Origin of the sequence: Nocardioides sp. (genome assembly GCF_034670285.1) — a bacterium.
Classification (GTDB): Bacteria; Actinomycetota; Actinomycetes; order Propionibacteriales; family Nocardioidaceae; genus Nocardioides.
In genome coordinates this window covers 1-17,220 of the sequence record NZ_JAXMNS010000016.1, presented here as the reverse complement: position 1 = coordinate 17,220, position 17,220 = coordinate 1, and the positions used below count along the sequence as shown (strand labels likewise).

16 protein-coding genes and 1 riboswitch are annotated in these 17,220 nt (G+C 70.0%); of the genes, 6 read left to right on the top strand and 10 right to left on the bottom strand.

What is annotated here, in order from left to right:
* The first annotated feature begins 61 nt into the window (after window positions 1-61).
* Genes VOI19_RS01810 through trpD form a run of 3 tightly spaced genes read left to right on the top strand, consistent with a single transcriptional unit; the run spans window position 62 to window position 2,530 of the window.
* Window positions 62-1,033 carry a cytochrome c oxidase assembly protein gene (locus VOI19_RS01810; RefSeq protein WP_323791246.1) on the top strand — a complete coding sequence of 324 codons (972 nt, stop codon included), beginning with the start codon at window positions 62-64 and terminating at the stop codon, window positions 1,031-1,033.
* 9 nt (window positions 1,034-1,042) lie between these two features.
* Window positions 1,043-1,447 (top strand): hypothetical protein, encoded by a 405-nt coding sequence (locus VOI19_RS01805; protein ID WP_323791245.1) that lies wholly within the window; start codon window positions 1,043-1,045, stop codon window positions 1,445-1,447.
* A gap of 54 nt (window positions 1,448-1,501) precedes the next feature.
* A complete protein-coding gene (gene trpD / locus VOI19_RS01800) occupies window positions 1,502-2,530 on the top strand; it encodes an anthranilate phosphoribosyltransferase (RefSeq protein ID WP_323791244.1) in 1,029 nt (342 codons plus the stop codon).
* Window positions 2,531-2,534: 4 nt separating this feature from the next.
* Here the strand turns inward: trpD and VOI19_RS01795 are convergent, their stop codons facing one another.
* The 3 genes from VOI19_RS01795 to VOI19_RS01785 are packed head-to-tail and all read right to left on the bottom strand — an operon-like array spanning window position 2,535 to window position 5,955.
* A complete protein-coding gene (locus VOI19_RS01795) occupies window positions 2,535-2,813 on the bottom strand; it encodes an Lrp/AsnC ligand binding domain-containing protein (protein WP_323791243.1) in 279 nt (92 codons plus the stop codon).
* A 25-nt stretch (window positions 2,814-2,838) separates the two neighbouring features.
* On the bottom strand, window positions 2,839-4,575 hold the full coding sequence (locus VOI19_RS01790; protein ID WP_323791242.1) for a DEDD exonuclease domain-containing protein: 1,737 nt from the start codon (window positions 4,573-4,575) through the stop codon (window positions 2,839-2,841).
* Window positions 4,576-4,584: 9 nt separating this feature from the next.
* Window positions 4,585-5,955, bottom strand: coding sequence for a hypothetical protein (locus tag VOI19_RS01785; RefSeq protein ID WP_323791241.1), 1,371 nt, complete (start codon window positions 5,953-5,955; stop codon window positions 4,585-4,587).
* A gap of 71 nt (window positions 5,956-6,026) precedes the next feature.
* On the opposite strand from VOI19_RS01785, the gene VOI19_RS01780 reads away from it, so the two are divergent.
* The 3 genes from VOI19_RS01780 (at window position 6,027) to VOI19_RS01770 (ending at window position 8,847) form a co-directional block, all read left to right on the top strand.
* A complete protein-coding gene (locus VOI19_RS01780; protein ID WP_323791240.1) occupies window positions 6,027-6,242 on the top strand; it encodes a hypothetical protein in 216 nt (71 codons plus the stop codon).
* A gap of 161 nt (window positions 6,243-6,403) precedes the next feature.
* Window positions 6,404-6,561, top strand: a riboswitch (cyclic di-AMP (ydaO/yuaA leader).
* A 752-nt stretch (window positions 6,562-7,313) separates the two neighbouring features.
* Window positions 7,314-7,580, top strand: coding sequence for a C40 family peptidase (locus tag VOI19_RS01775; protein ID WP_323791239.1), 267 nt, complete (start codon window positions 7,314-7,316; stop codon window positions 7,578-7,580).
* A 76-nt stretch (window positions 7,581-7,656) separates the two neighbouring features.
* A complete protein-coding gene (locus tag VOI19_RS01770) occupies window positions 7,657-8,847 on the top strand; it encodes a hypothetical protein (protein WP_323791238.1) in 1,191 nt (396 codons plus the stop codon).
* 87 nt (window positions 8,848-8,934) lie between these two features.
* Here the strand turns inward: VOI19_RS01770 and VOI19_RS01765 are convergent, their stop codons facing one another.
* The 7 genes from VOI19_RS01765 to VOI19_RS01735 all read right to left on the bottom strand — a co-directional run bounded on the left by VOI19_RS01765 (window position 8,935) and on the right by VOI19_RS01735 (window position 17,146).
* Window positions 8,935-9,135 carry a Flp family type IVb pilin gene (locus VOI19_RS01765; RefSeq protein WP_323791237.1) on the bottom strand — a complete coding sequence of 67 codons (201 nt, stop codon included), beginning with the start codon at window positions 9,133-9,135 and terminating at the stop codon, window positions 8,935-8,937.
* 155 nt (window positions 9,136-9,290) lie between these two features.
* The gene (locus VOI19_RS01760; protein WP_323791236.1) at window positions 9,291-9,956 is read right to left on the bottom strand and encodes a response regulator transcription factor; all 666 of its coding nucleotides are present in this window, start codon (window positions 9,954-9,956) and stop codon (window positions 9,291-9,293) included.
* Entirely contained in the window at window positions 9,953-11,527 is a 1,575-nt protein-coding gene (locus VOI19_RS01755) for a sensor histidine kinase (RefSeq protein WP_323791235.1), read from the bottom strand. Before VOI19_RS01755 ends, VOI19_RS01760 begins: the two co-directional genes overlap by 4 nt.
* Before the next feature lie 4 nt (window positions 11,528-11,531).
* Window positions 11,532-12,455 carry a type II secretion system F family protein gene (locus tag VOI19_RS01750; protein WP_323791234.1) on the bottom strand — a complete coding sequence of 308 codons (924 nt, stop codon included), beginning with the start codon at window positions 12,453-12,455 and terminating at the stop codon, window positions 11,532-11,534.
* A gap of 1 nt (window position 12,456) precedes the next feature.
* The gene (locus VOI19_RS01745; protein ID WP_323791233.1) at window positions 12,457-14,415 is read right to left on the bottom strand and encodes a type II secretion system F family protein; all 1,959 of its coding nucleotides are present in this window, start codon (window positions 14,413-14,415) and stop codon (window positions 12,457-12,459) included.
* Entirely contained in the window at window positions 14,412-15,950 is a 1,539-nt protein-coding gene (locus tag VOI19_RS01740) for a CpaF family protein (RefSeq protein WP_323791232.1), read from the bottom strand. Before VOI19_RS01740 ends, VOI19_RS01745 begins: the two co-directional genes overlap by 4 nt.
* Entirely contained in the window at window positions 15,947-17,146 is a 1,200-nt protein-coding gene (locus tag VOI19_RS01735) for an AAA family ATPase (protein ID WP_323791231.1), read from the bottom strand. The genes VOI19_RS01740 and VOI19_RS01735 overlap by 4 nt, the downstream gene beginning before the upstream one ends.
* Window positions 17,147-17,220: the final 74 nt, after the last annotated feature.

Sequence of the window (17,220 nt, the reverse complement as noted above, 5' to 3'; positions counted from 1 at the left end):
GTGGACTTCTCGCGAGGGCACCTCGACCCCCGGGTGAAGGTGGAGTTCTATCGTGGTGACCATGTTCTTCCCTGACCTCCAGGCCGTCCTGACGGCGTCCGCGACCACCACGGAGGTGCTTCCGAGGTTCACCGCCGGATCGTTCTTCACCGAGTGGAGCCTCGTCCCGGTCTCGCTGGTGATCACCGTCTGGGCGGCCGGGCTCTACCTCGTGGGGGTCGTCTCGCTGCGCCGTCGAGGAGACGAGTGGCCGATCGGGCGCACGCTCGCCTTCGTCGTCGCCGGCATGGGCTCGTTCTACGTCGCCACCTCGTCCGGGCTCGCGGCCTACGACACCACGCTGTTGAGCGTCCACATGGTCCAGCACATGGTGCTGTCGATGCTGGTGCCGCTGTCGCTCGCGCTGGGGGCGCCGGTGACCCTCGCGCTGCGCACGCTCCCCGCCACGCCGCGCCGCTGGCTGCTCGGGCTGCTCCACTCACGGCTGGCGAAGGTCCTCTCGTTCGCTCCGCTCACCTTCACGCTCTACGTCGTCTCGCCGTGGGCGCTCTACTTCTCCGGCTGGTACCGCGCCTCGCTGGAGTCGACCTACGTCCACGAGGCGATGCACATCCACCTGGTGATGGTCGGTGCGCTGTTCTTCTGGCCACTGATGGGGATCGATCCGCTGCCGGGACGCCTGGGCTACCCCGTCCGGATGATGCTCACCGTGATGACGCTGCCGTTCCACGCCTTCCTCGGAGTCACGATCATGGGGCAGTCGACCCTGATCGGCGGGGACTGGTACCCCCGGCTGTCCGAGGGACCGATGGGCTCCTGGCTTCCGGATCCACTCGCCGACCAGAATCTCGCCGGCGGGATCCTGTGGGGATCCGGCGACCTGATCGGCCTGGTGTTCTTCGCCGTCCTCTTCACCCAGTGGGTGAGGTCGTCGATGAAGGAAGCCGCCCGTGAGGACCGTCGACTCGACCGGCTCGAACGACTCGAGCGCGCCGAGGGACGTGCGAGCGTCGGCGGGCCGACGTCCGGCTAGCATGTCCGCGTGACTGACTCCCGTCTCAAGATCCTCGTCTACTCCGACGACTCCTCGGTGCGCCAGCAGGTCATCATCGCCCTGGGCCGTCGGCCCCACCCCGACCTCCCCGAGGTCGAGTACGTCGAGGTGGCGACCGAGCCGGTGGTGCTCCAGAACATGGACTCGGGACAGATCTCGCTGGCGATCCTCGACGGCGAGGCCGTCCCGGCCGGCGGCCTCGGGATCGCCAAGCAGATGAAGGACGAGATCTTCGGCTGCCCGCCCATCGTGGTGCTCACCGGACGGCCGCAGGACGCCTGGCTGGCGACGTGGTCGCGCGCCGAGGCCGCGGTCTCTCACCCCATCGACCCGATCCAGCTCGGCGAGACCGTCGTCGGCCTGCTGCGCGCGCGGCTGCCCGCCCAGGCCTGACCCACGCCCCTTGTCGGCGGCCAGCCCGTCGACTCCGAGCCATTCGAGGGACTCATGACGACCACTTGGCCCGACGTGCTGTCCTCGTTGGTGGCACGCAGCGACCTGAGCGCGGCGCAGACCGCCTGGGCGATGGACGAGATCCTCGCGGGCGCAGCCTCACCCGCGCAGATCGCCGGCTTCGCCGTGGCGCTGCGCTCCAAGGGCGAGACGATCGAGGAGGTCACCGGTCTGGCCGAGGCAATGTTTGCTCGGCGCAACCCGATCGAGGTCGAGGGCAGGCTCCTCGACGTCGTCGGCACCGGAGGCGACCGCTCGATGTCGGTCAACATCTCGACCATGGCCGCGATCGTGGCAGCCGGGGCCGGGGTGCGGGTGGTCAAGCACGGCAACCGTTCGGCGTCGTCCAAGTCCGGCAGCGCCGACGTCCTGGAGGCGCTGGGCATCCGACTGGACCTTCCGCCCCAGCGCGTGGCCGAGGTGGCCGTCGAGGCAGGCATCACCTTTTGCTTCTCCGCGGCGTTCCACCCCGCGATGCGCCACGCGGCGGCACCGCGCCGCGAGCTCGGCATCGCCACGACGTTCAACTTCCTCGGCCCGCTCACCAACCCGGCGCGACCCGCAGCTCAGGCCATCGGCTGCGCCGATCCGCGTATGGCCCCGGTGATGGCGGGTGTCTTCGCGGCGCGCGGCGCGGACGCCTGGGTCTTCCGCGGTGACGACGGCCTCGACGAGCTCACCACGACCACGACCTCACGGGTGTGGGTCGTCGCCGGCGGCGAGATCGTCGAGGAGAGCCTCGACCCCACCGAGCTCGGCTTCTCGGCGGCGACGGCCGAGGACCTCCGCGGCGGTGACACGGCCTACAACGCCGACGTCGTACGGCGCGTGCTGGCCGGCGAGCGGGGACACGTGCGCGACGCCGTCGTCCTCAACGCCGGGGCGGCGCTGGCCGTGCACGCGGCCGGCGACGGGACCCTGGTCGAGCGTCTGCGCGCCGGCATCGAGCAGGCCGAGGCCTCGCTCGACAGCGGTGGTGCAGCGGCCTCGCTGGAGCGCTGGGTGACTGCGGCGTCTGCCTGACGCGTCAGTCGAGGCCGAGGGAGAACGCCGACTCGAGGTCGTGCCGCGAGTAGGCGCGGAAGGCGATGTGGGTCTCGGTCTCGCGCACGCCCGGGACCTTGTTGAGCTGGTCGGCGACAACGGTCGCGACGGCATCGTGCTCGCGCACCCGGACGAGGGCGATCAGGTCGATCTGGCCGGTCACCGAGTAGACCTCGCTGACTCCCTCGATCGAGGCGATCTCCTGGGCGACCTCAGGGATCTTGTCGACGTCGGCCTTCACGAACACGATGGCGGTGATCATGGGGGACACCCTAGGGCCCGGCAGATCAGTCGGCGCGCACGAAGTCGGCGGGCGGCGCGTATCGTGCGAGATCGCGGGCGGCGCCCCCCACCGGGCACGTCCACTCGCCCTCGACGTCGACCAGCCGTAGCGAGGGCGACTCGAGCCACCGGAGGATCCGCTCGGTCTCCTCGGCCGCTGCCGCTGGAATCGGGCCCGGTGTCTCGCCGGGGTCCAGGACCGTCTCGGCAGCCAGTCGAAGCTGGTCGACGAACAGGTGGGCGTCGGCTCCCGAGGGGATGACGCCCGCGGCGGCGAGGCGTCCGTAGCGCACGACGTGGACGGCCCAGCGCCCGTCGTCCTCGAGGCGCGCCGCGACGAGTTCGCGACAACGGGTGAGGGAGGAGAGCCGCTGCGTGCGTGCTGCGGCGCGGACGAAGGAGGCCAGCCGGTCGCGATGGACCCCGGCCTCCTCGAACCGTTCCTCCTCGGCCAGGGTCGCCATCTTGGCGTTGACGACCTCGACCACCTCGTCGGGTCGCTGGAGCAGCGTCTCGCGCAGCTGCCGGACCATGGCCGCGTAGGTGTGGTGGTCGACGCCGCCGTCGCAGGGGGAGAGGCATCGGCCCATCTCGGCCAGGACACAGGCGGTCCGACGGGGAGCCCGTCCCATCGTGTGCGTGCACTGTCGCACGGGGAACGTCTCGTGCAGGGCGGTCAACGACTTCTCGGCCATGGCGCGCGAGGAGAAGGGTCCGAGGTAGTCGGCGCCGTCGTCCTTGATCTTCTTGACCAGGGACAGGCGTGGCCACACCTCGCGGGTCAGCTTGATGAACGTGACCTTCTCGGGAAAGCGCGAGCGCCGGTTGTAGGGCGGCTTGTGCTCCGCGATCAGCCGCAGCTCGCGGACCTCCGCCTCCAGCGGGGTGGCGCAGGTGATGCTGGCGACCTCGGATGCCAGGCGCACCATCTCGCCCATCCGAGAGCGGGTCTCGGAGGCGGTGAAGTAGGTGCGGACACGGCGTCGTAGGTCCTTGGAGGTCCCGATGTAGAGAACCCGCTCGGCTGCGTCCTTGAAGAGGTAGACCCCCGGGGCGTGAGGGAGCCCGTCAGCCAGGTGTCTCTTCTTGCGCTGGGCCGGCGAGACCCGTGCCGAGAACGTCTTCAGCTCTTCGAGGGTGTGCACGCCCTGGGCGCCGACGCGTTCCATCAGGCCGTGCAGCACGTCGACGGTGGCCCGGGCGTCGGAGAGCGCGCGGTGGTTGGGCGTCGTCGTCGAGGCGAACAGTCGGGCCAGCGAGGAGAGCTTGCAGTTGGGGGCGTCGACGCGGGTGATGATCCGGCGGGCCAGGACGGCGGTGTCGACCACCTCGAACGCCGGCCACGCGCGGCCCTGCTGCTCGGCGAAGTGCTGGAGGAAGCCGACGTCGAAGGGCGCGTTGTGGGCCACGAGGACGCTGCCGGCGGCGAACTCGAGGAAGGCGGGCAGCACCGACTCGATCGCCGGGGCGTCGGTGACCATCGAGTTGCTGATGCCCGTCAGGACCGCGATGAAGGCCGGGATCTGGGTGTGCGGGTTGACCAGCGTCTGGAACTCCCCGAGCACGACCCCGCCGCGGACCTTGACGGCTCCGACCTCGGTGATCATAGAGCCGGCCTTGGCCGACCCGCCGGTGGTCTCGAGGTCGACGACGCAGAAGGTGACGTCCTGGAGCGGCCGGCCCAGCTCGTCGAAGCTGCGCTGGGTCTCCCATCGAGACGGAGAGCTGGCGCTGACGGTCATAGGGGGAGGCTAGGCGTTGCCACCGACAGGCGGGTCAGGGCGCGCCACGACGCCACGAGAGTCGTCGCGCAGCACCCGCCCGGCGAGGATCCCGACGAGGACCGAGACGGCCACCAGCACGCCGTACGCCGGCTCGGTGCGGAGCGCCAGCGCGAGGGAGTTGTCGCGCCAGGCGTCGGTGAACAGGATGTACCAGGCTTCAGTGGTGGACCCGAGCAGGAAGGCGGCGAACTGCAGGCCGAGCAGGGGGCCGAGAAGATGGCGGCTGACGCGACCCAGGTGGCCCGCGGCTGCGAGCGCCACACAGGGCGCCACCGTGGCCAGGAACTCCAGTCCGTGGCGGTAGCCGAAGAAGCCGTCGCCACCGGTGAAGGTGTTCAGCTGAGCCTGAGCCAGCGTGTAGAGGACGCCACCCAGCGGCAGGATCCTGGCCCAGGTCGGGACCTGGTGCCAGCCACGTCGTATGGCGGGGAGCAGGAGGAGGAGTACGGGCGTCCAGATGAGGATCCCGTAGCCCGGCGAGACCCACATGCCGAGCTGGTTGACGACGGCGCTGTCGCCGTTGCCGGAGAACCCGGTGGTGATGCGCTGCGCAGTCTCGCTGCGGTAGCCACCCGTCGGAGACCAGCGTCCGTAGACCCAGAACGTCCAGAGCCCAGCAACGACGACGCCCACGAGGCTCGCGAGGCCCACCTGGAGCGCGATCGCCGGGCGACGCCTGGCGATGGCCAGGCCGCAGCCGAGGACCGCCACGATGATGGCGGTGTGGAGGCGGCCCAGCACGGCGATGCCGCCGAATGCGCCTACGAGCCACCATCGCTCGCGGGCTGCGAAGCAGGCCATGCCCAGGATGCCCGCGAGCGTGATCGGGTGCGTCCACATCGCATTGGCGCTCACGCTCCACACGGGGGTGGTGAAGGCGAAGGCCGCCGTGGCGACGAGCGAGACCTTGATGCCGGTGCTGCGCCGGAGCGCAAGGAAGAAGAGCACCACGGCTGCCGCAGTCATCGCCGCGGCCGTGACGGCCTGCGGTGCCAGCGAGAAGCGCTCGGAGCCAGTCAGGGCGTGACGGACCGACTCGGCCGGAACCGTCGCCATGATCGGCCCGGGCGCGCGCGAGACCACCGTCAGGCCGTTGCGCTCGTTGACCTGGGTCCAGGTCTTGGACGCGTCGTACTCCTCCGGCGCGAGGTCGTCGAGCCACGGCTCTCCGGTCGTCGCGATCACCCAGCCGGCCAGGCCGGCGCTGTAGGTGTCGTTGCTGGAGCGATCGAGGTCGACGGTGGCGGTGTAGGCCGTGAACACGCCCAGGAACAGCAGGAGCCCGATCCAGATGGACGCGCCGGCACCCGGAGCTGGGCGGAGGGACGAGGACGTCATCGGTGCATCATCCTTCACGTCGTGCCCCGATGGTTCGCACCGTTGTCGGTGGTCACTGCCACGGTGTCCCCATGACGACACGAATCGACTGCGACTCCTGCGTGGTGCGTGGCCTGGCCTGTCACGACTGCGTGGTGACCGTCCTCCTCGGGCCTCCGCCTGAGCTCTCCGACCTGATCATCGACGACGACGAGCGCCGCGCGCTCGACGTCCTGGCCGACAGCGGCCTCGTGCCACCGCTCCGGCTCGTGAACCCGGTGGCCGCGCCTCACGTCGAATCGGCCTGAGTGAACCCCGACCCAGCGGAGGATCGGCGTGTTGGTGGTGCTGGTGTGACCTGTGTGACACGACGCGCCCGTGCCGACCGGCGAAGTTTGGTGCGCCCTGGGTGCGGCGACTAACCTGGGACGCTCAGGCGCTCGTGGAAGTGGACCACACAGAGGTCCGCGCGGGCGTCGCGCTGAGTCCGGGGAGACCTGGAGCCGGGGAACCACACTCATCTGGGGTGAATCCTCCGCGAGATGGCCTTGTCGGGCCAGGAGCGGGGGTAGGGCAAGTCGTGCCCGAGTCCGTCAGCTCACCCGGTAGGCGTACGACACCGCTAAAGGGGAACCACCCGCTGTGACCAACGCCCGGGTTCGAATCACGTCCGTCCTGGCCGGCTGTGCGCTCGCCGCCACCATTGGACTGATCCCTAGCGCTCCCGCTCAGGCCGAGCCGGAGATCAAGGACGTCAAGGTCCGCGTCGACGCGCTCTACCACGAGGCCGAGCAGGCCTCGGAGCGCTACAACGACGCCAGGATCGAGCTCGACGGCCTCAAGGACGACCTCGCCTCGCTGCGCTCGGACCAGGCGCGTGAAGACTCCTCCCTCGACGAGGTGCGCAGCCAGGCACGCGACGCGATCCTTCGCCAGTACGCCGGAACCTCGCTCTCCACCGTCGGTGAGGTGCTCGCTGCCGGTGACCCGGGGGAGTTCCTCGAGCAGGTCTCGACGATGGCGAGCTATCAGCGCCTTCAGCAGGGTGTCTACGAGAACTACCGCACGGGTCTCAAGGAGCTCAGCATCAGGCGCGAGGCAACTGCCAAGCGACTCGAGCAGGTCGCCCAGACCGAGGCGCAGCTCGCGGCCGAGAAGAAGGTCATGGACGAGAAGCTGGCCGAGGCCAAGGCGCTCCTCGGGCGGCTCGAGGCCGAGGAGCGGCGCGCGGTGCTGTCGCGCAGCCGCGCCCAGGCGCCCGCCGAGACCACGACCACGACCACCGACGTCGCTGTCTCGGGTCGCGCCGGTGCTGCGGTGGCCTTCGCGATGGCCCAGGTGGGCGAGACCTACGTCTACGGCGCGGCCGGTCCGAGCTCGTGGGACTGCTCTGGGCTGACCATGATGGCCTGGGCCAGGCCGGCGTCTCGCTCCCGCACTCCTCGGGTGCGCAGTACAGCAGCGGCCCCCGTGTCGCCGCGAGCGACCTGCGCCCCGGCGACCTCGTCTTCTACTACAGCCCGATCAGCCACGTCGGCATGTACATCGGCAACGGCAACATCGTGCACGCCGCCAACCCGAGCACCGGCGTCCAGGTCACCGGCTTGTACTCGATGCCGTACGTCGGAGCCGTCCGCCCTGGCTGAGGCCGAGGCCCCTCCCGCAGCGGGCGACACGAGCGGACGACGACCACGCGCGTGGCTCGTCCTCGCGGCGGTGCTCGTGCTGCTCAGCGCGGGCGGGCTGACCTGGAGCGCGCTCTCCCCGGACGACGGGTCAGGCGACTTCGAGGTCACCATTCCCGCCGGCACTGCAGCGGTCGCTGACGCGGGCGCAGCGGCACTGGCCCTGCAGGACCTGCAGCGCGCTGTCTCCGAGGGTGACGTGTCCCTGGCGCAGGAGGTTGCGGTCGACTCGTCCGGCCCTCAGTCACTGCTTGCAGCGCTGGTCACGAATGCGGAGCTGGCGCAGATCACCGACGTGCAGCTGCGCTACGTCGACGAGATCGGGGCTGTCACCCCGGATGGCCGCTGGTCAGCGGCAGTGGCCGTGCAGTGGCGCTACGACGGCTTCGACCGAGCGCCCGCCAGCACCGAGACGACGGTCGCGTTCGTCTCTGACGACGAGGGCACGCACATCGCCGGGATCGGTGGGGAGACCCTGCGCACGCCCGTGTGGATGAGTGGGCCCCTGAGCGTGAGCCGCACGAGCGACTACCTCCTCCTCGTCAGCGACACCGCAGACCTCGCCCGCTACGCACGGCTCACCGAGCGCGCCGTCCGGGTGGTCTCGGAGGTTGTCGTCGGCTGGGACGGCCGACTGGTGGTCGAGGTGCCGAGAGATGCACACGGGCTCGAACGAGCCCTGGGCGTGGAACCCGGCTTCTACCAGCAGATCGCGGCGGTCACCGGGTCTGCCGACGGCTCCGTCAGCGCCACCGCACCGATTCACGTCTACGTGAACCCCGAGGTCTTCGACGGTCTCGGTCCGCGGGGTCAGGAAGTGGTGCTCGACCACGAGGCGGCGCACGTCGCGGGGGAGGGACCTCTCAGCCGGGCCCCGGCCTGGCTGATCGAGGGCTACGCCGACTACGTCGCGCTGCGCGACTCCACCCTGCCGCTCACGAAGACGGCCGCACAGATCCGCGACCAGGTGCGGGCCGACGGCCCGCCGATGAGTCTGCCCGGGCCGGCGGAGTTCGACACCCGGGGCACTCACCTCGGCGCCGTGTACGAGTCGGCGTGGCTCGCGTGCCGAGTGCTGGCCGAGCGCGGCGGCGACGCGGCGTTCCTCGACTTCTACGAGCGGGTGTCCGACGGTGAGGCCGTCGGGCCTGCGCTGCAGAGTCTGTTCGGGTGGTCAGAGGCTGACTTAATCTCGGCGTGGACGTCACGTCTTGAGTCTTTGCCGTAAGGGCATGGCAGCAGGAGTTCCAGTCCGTCGACCAAAAAGCCGACGCCCGCACTCCTGCGAGTGCGGGCGCCGGCTACGAAGAAGACGTCACTCGGTGCAGGTGGCGCCGCCGACCGCGGTGCAGGTGTCCGAGAACGAGTCCCTGATGGTGCCGCCGAGGAGGAAGACGACAGCGACGATGAGTGCGGCGATGCCGGCGATGAGCAGGCCGTACTCCACGGCGGAGGCGCCACGCTCGTCCATGTTGGCCCGGCGGGCGTTGATCATGATGGTGAGGTACTCGATCATTTCAGACTCCTGTGTGAGATCACGGGGGGCGGTTCCCCTGCTGAGTGAGGGAACCTCACGAGTCCTACTCTGCCGTGGCAGTGGGCTGGGGGGATCAGGAGAACGTGCCGACCCGAGTAGTCATTTCGGACTATGGCCGCACAGTTTTCAGCGTGCTAGCGCTCGGTCGGCTGGATGCTCGAGAGCAGCCCGATACGCATCGCGGTGACGAGCGCTTGTGCCCGGTTGGCCGCGCCGAGCTTCTGGTAGATGCGGGCGATGTGTGACTTGGCGGTCGACTCACTGAGGAAGAGCTTCTCCCCGATGGCGGCCGCACCCAGGCCGTCGGCGAGGAGGAGCAGGACATCGTGCTCGCGCTCGGTGAGGTTGGTCGACTCTCCCGACTGGCGTCGCATCATCGCGCCGACCAGGCCGGCGCAGACGAATGCTCGTGGCGACACCGAGGCGTGGCGGGCGGCGCGGACGACCTCCGAGGAGGGGGCGTCCTTGCCGACGAAGCCGGAGGCACCGGCCTGCATCGCGGCAAATATCTGGTCGTCACCCGAGTGCATGGTCAGCACGATGAGGCCGGTCGTGTCGCTCTGCTTGCGGATCGTGCGGACGATGTCGAGCCCGGTGCCGTCCTGGAGCTGCAGGTCGGCCACGACGACGTCCGGCGAGAGCTCCTCGTAGCGGGCCACCGCCTCGGCCACCGACCCCGCGGTGCCCACGACGTCCATGTCGTCCTCCATGTCGAGGACGGCGCCGAGGCCGCTGCGGATGAGCTCGTGATCGTCGACGAGGAGGATGCGGATCGTCTTGGTGGTCGGGTCGTCGCTCATGACGTCACTCTCTCAGCAGGGAGGGGCTCCGGGAAGACCCCGTCGGCGGGGCCGATTCGCGCGCTGACGGTGAGGCCCCCGTGGTGGTTGTCGCCGATGCTCAGCTCGGCCCCGACGAGGCGCGCACGCTCGCGCATGATCTTCAGCCCGTGCGAGTCGTTGCGAGCCTCCTGGAGCCCCCGCCCGTTGTCGCTCACCGTGATGCGGGCGTGGGGTGCGGAGACCTCGCAGTGCACCTCGATCGTGCTGCACTGCGCGTGCTTGATGGCGTTGTTCATCGCTTCCTGGGCGATGCGGAACAGCTCGGCCTCGACCTCGGGACGAAGGCGCGTGGACTGCTCGTCGAGAGTGACCATGATCGGCAGTCCGGACGAGTCGCTGAGGTGGCGCGCGACCGTGCTGATCGCGGCTCCGAGGCTCTGCGACTCCCCGATGCTCGTGCGCAGGGTGAGCACCGACTGGCGCACCTCGGCCACGACCTTGGTGATGCGGTCACGCAGCATCGCGAGCTGGGCGGCCTGCTTGTCGTTCGCCGGTCGCGCCGCGAGAGCGTCGACCAGGTAGCCGAGCGAGGCGATGTCCTGGGCCACGCCGTCGTGCATCTCGCGGGCGAGCCGCTTGCGGACGTCGGCCGAGGCGAGGTCACGGAAGTCGGAGAACAGCAGGGCGGTGTCGAGCTGAACGGCCTTGGGGCGCAGCTCGGTGACGAGATCGAGGATGGCGCGCTCGATCTCCGTCAGCGGTAGGTCTGCCTCGGTCGACAACAGCCCGGCCACGACCGCGGACTCGCCGAGGGGAAAGGCGAAGCCACGTCCGAAGACGATCGGCTCGCTGCGGGCCCAGGACTCCACGGCCAGGGACTCGGCCTCCCCGAGCTGTTCGGGCACGTCGTCCATCGCCGACAGTAGGGGAACGAGGAGCTCGCCACGGGGGAGGTAGATGCCGAGGCCGGAGGTCGGCAGCTGGTCGCGCACGTCGCTGGCGATCGACCCCGCTGACGACGTGACGTCCAGGCCCGAGCTCAGGTCGCCCGACAGGTCGAGGAGCTGGCGGATCAGCCGCTGGGCATCGAGGTACGGCGCCAACTCATCGATCTCGCGCTCCGCCGTGGCATGCACGAAGCTGCCGATGAACCCGAGTCCGAGACCGGCCATCGCCCAGGTGACGACGTTGAGGATGTCCTCGTCCGCGACCAGCTGATGGAGGACTACGAGCAGGACCACCACGACGACCACCTCGGTCGCGAGCGACAGGAGCATGCAGCGCAGACCGCCGCGGAGCGCGGCGAGGAAGGGAGGGAGGGCCAGCGCGAAGACGATGGCGGGGGCCGTCGGCAGCGCCACGCCGATGACCACCGCCACGGCGGCCGCCTCCACCACCGGGACGATCCGGGGGAGTCGGGGGAGCTGGGCTCGGTCGCCGACCAGGCTCATGGAAGCCCACACGACGACGAGGGCCGCGAGGGCGACGAGCCCCGACTGGTCGCGATACCAGAGCGTGGGCGCGCCGATGACGAGAAGGGCGAAGAGACGTGCGCCGGCGCTGATCTGCCGGACCTGGACCGGGTTCATGGCCTCAGGCGAGCCCGTTGTCCATGATCGCGAGGATGGCGGGACCCATCACGACTGCGAAGAGGCACGGCAGGATGCAGAAGATGAGTGGCACCGTGATCTTGACGGGCACCTGCTGAGCCCTGGTCTCGGCCCGCTGACGCCGCTTGACCCGGATCTCGCTCGACTGCACGCGCAGCACGGAGCCGATCGGGATGCCGAAGGCGTCGGCCTGCACCATCGCCCCGACGAAGGTGCGGACGTCGTCGATGTTGGTGCGCTCGGCCATCGAGCGCAGCGCCTGCGAGCGGCTCTGCCCGATCTGCATCTCGCTCAGCATCCGGGAGAACTCGTCGGAGAGCGGTCCGTCGGTGTTGCGCGCCACCTGCTGGCAGGCCGCGTCGAAGCCAAGGCCCGACTCGACGCTGATCGTGAGCAGGTCGATCGCATCGGGCAGCTCGCGCGTCAGGTGCTCGGCCCGGTTGTAGGCGGTCTGGTAGAGGTACAGATCGGGGGCGAAGAACCCCAGCACCAGGCCACCGATCATGAGCAGGGCCAGCACGGGAAGGCTGGTGCCGAGCACGAGGGCGACCACGAGCCCGATGACCAGGAACGCGATGGCCCCGATCACCTTCAGCGAGACGACGCGGTCGGGGGTGAGGTCGCCGGGGTTGCCGGCGGAGTCGAGCTTGCGCTGGAGGCGGGCGGCCGTGTCGGCGCCGGTGAAGCGGCGACCGACACGGTAGGCCCGCTGCTGGAGTGGCGCGACGACCCGCTCGCTGAAGGGGCGGTCGACCTCGCGGGTCAGCTCCTCGGGGGCGTTGGTCATTGCCTGGAGCACGGCGAGCGACCGCTTGACGCCGCCCTCCTGGGGGGCGCCGAACGTCAGCGCGACCAGCCCGATGGCGACGAGCACCAGGATCACGCCGAACGCGAACACGAGCACCATGTCAGACCTCCACCTTCACGAGCTTGCTCATCCAGAAGACCCCGACGAAGAGCCAGATCACCGTGCCGCCGAGCATGATCAGGCCGCGCGCGTCCTCGAAGAGCGGACGCACGTAGTCGCCCTGCGCGGCGAGGAGGTACAGCAGGAACAGCACGGGCAGCGCGCCGAGGACGTAGGCCGACAGCTTGCCCTCGGCCGCCAGCGCGTTGACCTGGCGGCGGATGTACTCGCGCTCCCGCATGGTGTCGGCGACGGTGTTGAGCAGCTCGCCGAGGTTGCCGCCCACCTGTCGCTGGATCCGGATCGCCATGACGACCCAGCGGAAGTCGCGGCTCTCGAAGCGGTCGGCCACGCCCTCCATCGCGTCCTCGAGGGAGACTCCGAGCCGGGTCTCGACCAGCACTCGCTTGAACTCCGAGCGCACCGGCTCGGCACCCTCGCGGACGATGGTGTCGACCGACTGCATCAGGGAGAGGCCGGCCGACAACGAGCCCGACATCAGCTGCAGGGTCTCGGGCAGCAGCGAGTCGAACTTCTTGCGGCGCCGGGACGCGCGGATGCGCAGGTAGATCCAGGGTGCGACGGCGCCGATGATCATGAAGATCAGTCCGACGACGATGTTGCCGCGTCCGACGAGCAGGCCGATGACGCTGATGAAGATGAAGACTGCTGCGTGGGTGAGCAACCACTCCGACGACTTCAGCTCGCTCCCGGCTGCGGCGAGCCGAGACGCGATGCGGCTGTCGAGGCTGCGGTTGCGGTTGAGGAGGCTGGTGACGGCCTGGTTGGCCTGGACCAGCGTGGCCTCGCCGGTCTCGGGCCGTGGCGCCGCTCCGCCCTGGGCAGCGGGACGCACGCCGGCCAGACCAGTGGTGTAGCTGGAGACGCGGTCCTCGGTCGACATCGGCAGCGGCTTCCCGGGCACCAGCAGCAGCAGCGCCACGACGAGACCGATCGCGAAGATCGCCACGCCGGCGTACATTACCCACCCGGGCACGGTGAAGGCCGGCGAACGCGGTGACTCGACGGGTATGGAGAGCCCGACCGACTGCGACGAGCCCGACGAGGACGTCGTCGAGGCCGGGATCGTCGAGCGGGCCAGGACGGTGCCGGCCGACGAGGGAAGCGAGACGCTGATCGAGATCTGCTGGGAGGCGAGGTCAGCAGGCACCTCGAGGCTGACGCCCACCTGGCGGGCGAGGACGGCGGCCTCGGCGGAGAACGTCTTGCCGAGGTCGGCGCTGTCGGCGCGGATCACCTCGCCGGCGTCTCCCGCGAGGCGCGTGAGCGTCGGGATGTTGCGCGCGTTCTGCTCCAGCGCGACCACGTCGACCACCACGCCGGACTCCGCCACGCTCTGCACCACGGCGTCCAGGGGAGTGGTGCCGGTGTCGGCGCCGTCGGAGAGCACCAGGACCTTGCCCTGCCCCTCGTCGCCGGCCAGGGCGACGGAGGCGAGCACGGCTTCGTAGAGGCGGGTGCCACGGCTCAGCTCGAGCCCGTCGATCACCTCGCGCGCTGCTGAACGGTCGGCGGTGGGTTCGAGGGCGGTGGTCACGGTGGCACTGAAGCCCACGACGCCGACCTCGACGTCGTCCGGCACGGCGTCCAGGAACGTGGTGGCAGCGGCTTTCGCCGCGACGAATCGGTCTCCGTTCATCGAGTCGCTGGTGTCGATCGCCAGGACCGTCGTACGGCTCACGCGGCTGCCGTCGTCGGAGAGCAGCGCCGCGTCGGCGGGGTAGTCGGTGCCGTTGACCGTGGCCGTGACTCCGTCGAGGTCGACCTCGGCGTCAGCGGGCACGTCAACTGCGAGCTCGAGACCCTCGTCGCTCCGTTCGACGCCGACGATGGAACCGTCGACGGCGTGGGCTCCGGTCGCGGCGCTCAGCACCAGCACGGCCCCGGCAGCGGCCCCGGCGAGGAGCCGCCGCGTGGCGCGCGAGCGGCGTCGGGTCACAACCGGTCCCCGCGGAAGATCAGCGGGTCGACCGTGACGTTGGCGTAGGCCATCTTCTCGAGGAACTTCGGGCGCAGCCCGGTGCCGCGCAGGCTGCCGAGGGTGCGACCCTCGCCGTCGAAGCCGGCTGCGTTGTCGAAGAGGAAGATGTCCTGGAGCGTGATGACGTCGCCCTCCATCCGCTCGACCTCGGTGATGTGGGTGATCCGCCGGGTGCCGTCGCGAAAGCGCGTCTGGTGGACGATGAGGTCGACTGCCGAGGCGACCTGCTCACGGATCGCCTTCATCGGCAGGTCCATCCCGGCCATCAGCACCATCGTCTCCATGCGCGAGAGCGTGTCGCGGGGACCGTTGGAGTGCAGCGTGCAGATGGAGCCGTCGTGACCGGTGTTCATCGCCTGGAGCATGTCGAGCGCCGAGGCGTCGCGGACCTCGCCGACGATGATGCGGTCGGGGCGCATGCGCAGGCTGTTCTTCACCAGGTCGCGGATGCTCACCGCACCCTTGCCCTCGATGTTGGACGGGCGCGACTCGAGGCGCACGACGTGCTCCTGCTTGAGCTGGAGCTCGGCGGCGTCCTCGATGGTGACGATGCGCTCGTCGTTGGGGATGAACGACGACAGCACGTTGAGGGTGGTCGTCTTGCCGGCGCCGGTGCCGCCCGAGACGATGACGTTGAGGCGCCCACGCACCGCAGCGTCGAGGAAGTCAGCGGTCTCCGGGGTCAACGAGCCGAACTCGATGAGGTCTTCGACCGTCAGCGGGTCCTCGGAGAACTTGCGGATGGTGAGCGCGGAGCCGTCGACGGCCAGCGGGGGTACGACGGCGTTGACGCGGCTGCCGTCGGGGAGCCGGGCATCGACCATCGGGCTCGACTCGTCGACGCGTCGGCCGATCCGGGAGACGATCTTGTCGATGATGCGGCGCAGGTGGGCCTCGTCGGTGAAGACCGCATCGGCGGCCATCAGGCGGCCCTTCTTCTCCAACCAGATCGAGTTGTGCCCGTTGACCATGACCTCGGAGACCTCGGGGTCGCGCAGGTAGGGCTCGATCGGTCCGTAGCCGAGGATGTCGTCGCTGATCTCCTGGGTGACCCGGGCGCGGTCGCTGGTGCTGAGCGGCCGGTCCTGGGAACCGAGGACGTCGGCGAGGACGACGCGGACGCGCTGGTCGAGCTCGTCGGGCTCCATGTCGGAGTCGTAGAGGTGGGGGCCGAGCTGCTTGAGCAGCTCGACGTGGACGCTGCTCTTGAGCTCGTCGATCCGGTCGGTGGCGCCGGTGCCCTTGCGACGAGGTGCGGCGACGGCCTCCGTGGCACGCGGCGCCGCGGCTCGCGGGGCGCGTGCGGCAGCACCGTCGATGCTCGAGGCGGCCTGGTCGCCCTGGTCGGCCTGGGACGAGCCGGGCGCATCGGCCTGACCGGCGGAGGCAGCTTCGTCGGCGGTTGCGGTGCCGCCGGCCTCCTTAGCGGCGGCGTCCTCCTGCTGCTGGGCTGCGCGACGCGCGGCCGCGAGGCGTTCCGAGAGGGTGCTCACGACGGCGTCTCCTTCTTGCGGCGGAACATCCGGCGGCCCTTGTCGGCGGACTCCTCGGAGCGGCTCGGCTCGTCGGTCGTCGGCGTCGGGGCCGCGTCGCCGGTCAGCAGCGCGGCGAGTCGGATGATGGCGCTGCTCGCGCCGTGCTGGGGCTGGTCGATCACGATCGGGTTGCCGGCGTTGGTGGCGGCCGCGATGTCGATGGAGCTGGCGACCGCGGTCGAGACCGACATCCCCAGGATCGCCTCGACCTTGTCGCTGCTGATGCCGACGGCGTCGTCGGCACGGTTGAGGAGCAGGTGGCGGTGCCCGCTGGCGATGTTGAGCATCTCGAGCGTCTCGAGGGCGACCTTGACGTTCTTGAGCGTCGGCACGTCCAACGTGGCCACCAGCACGCACTCGTCGGTCTCGTCGAGCGCGGTCAGGACCTGGTCGTCGAACGCCGGTGCGGTGTCGACCACGACGTAGTCGTAGCCCTCCTTGAGGGTGCGCAGGAGGCGTGAGACGAGAGCGGGCGTGACGCGCTCACGGATGTCGGGGTGCGGCGGGGCGGCGAGCACCATCATGGAGTCCTGGTGGCGCGTGAGGAGCGCCTCGACCATCGGCAGGTCAAGGGTCTCCTCGGAGCCGATGGCCTGCTCGATCGAGTGCGTCGGGAACAGCTGCATCGTGATCGCCACGTCGCCGAAGGCGAGGTCGAGGTCGACCAGGCACACCTTGCGGGCACCACCGGCGCTCAGGGCGAGCGAGAGGTTCACCGCCATGGTCGTCTTGCCGACGCCGCCCTTGGGGGAGAAGACCGTGACGACCCGCCCCACGCTCTTGGCGCCCGTGGGTCCGCGCAACGCCACGAACAGCTGGTGGGCCTGGCGTACGGCGGCGGCCACTGCCTCGATGTCGTCGGCCTGGACGACGTCGCGCGCGCCTGCCTTCATCGCGCGCGTGAGCACCTGGGTGTCGAGGGCGGCCACGACGAGCACGACGCTCACCGTGGGCTTGGTGGCGCGGAGGTCCTCGGCGATCGTCAGGGCGTCGTCGAGGTCGAGGTCCGGTCCGAGCACGACGACGTACTCGTCAGGGTGCTGGTCCAGCCAGGCGCGCAGTCGATCGATGCTGCTGACGCCGTGCGCCCCGGGAGGCATCGCCTTGAGCAGCGACGTCACCGTGGGGTGGTCGGGTTCGACGAGGACGGGCATGCGCGCCTACTGCCCCTCGAAGATGTCGCCGGGGGTGACCGGGTCGCCGATCTTGAGCGGGGTGTCCGGCGGGA

Coding starts and splice junctions, on each gene's coding strand:
- VOI19_RS01810 (WP_323791246.1), top strand. CDS start 62: ATGTTCTTCCCTGACCTCCAGGCCGTCCTGACGGCGTCCGCGACCACC.
- trpD (WP_323791244.1), top strand. CDS start 1,502: ATGACGACCACTTGGCCCGACGTGCTGTCCTCGTTGGTGGCACGCAGC.
- VOI19_RS01795 (WP_323791243.1), bottom strand. CDS start 2,813: ATGATCACCGCCATCGTGTTCGTGAAGGCCGACGTCGACAAGATCCCT.
- VOI19_RS01790 (WP_323791242.1), bottom strand. CDS start 4,575: ATGACCGTCAGCGCCAGCTCTCCGTCTCGATGGGAGACCCAGCGCAGC.
- VOI19_RS01785 (WP_323791241.1), bottom strand. CDS start 5,955: ATGACGTCCTCGTCCCTCCGCCCAGCTCCGGGTGCCGGCGCGTCCATC.
- VOI19_RS01780 (WP_323791240.1), top strand. CDS start 6,027: ATGACGACACGAATCGACTGCGACTCCTGCGTGGTGCGTGGCCTGGCC.
- VOI19_RS01765 (WP_323791237.1), bottom strand. CDS start 9,135: ATGATCGAGTACCTCACCATCATGATCAACGCCCGCCGGGCCAACATG.
- VOI19_RS01760 (WP_323791236.1), bottom strand. CDS start 9,956: ATGAGCGACGACCCGACCACCAAGACGATCCGCATCCTCCTCGTCGAC.
- VOI19_RS01755 (WP_323791235.1), bottom strand. CDS start 11,527: ATGAACCCGGTCCAGGTCCGGCAGATCAGCGCCGGCGCACGTCTCTTC.
- VOI19_RS01750 (WP_323791234.1), bottom strand. CDS start 12,455: ATGGTGCTCGTGTTCGCGTTCGGCGTGATCCTGGTGCTCGTCGCCATC.
- VOI19_RS01735 (WP_323791231.1), bottom strand. CDS start 17,146: ATGCCCGTCCTCGTCGAACCCGACCACCCCACGGTGACGTCGCTGCTC.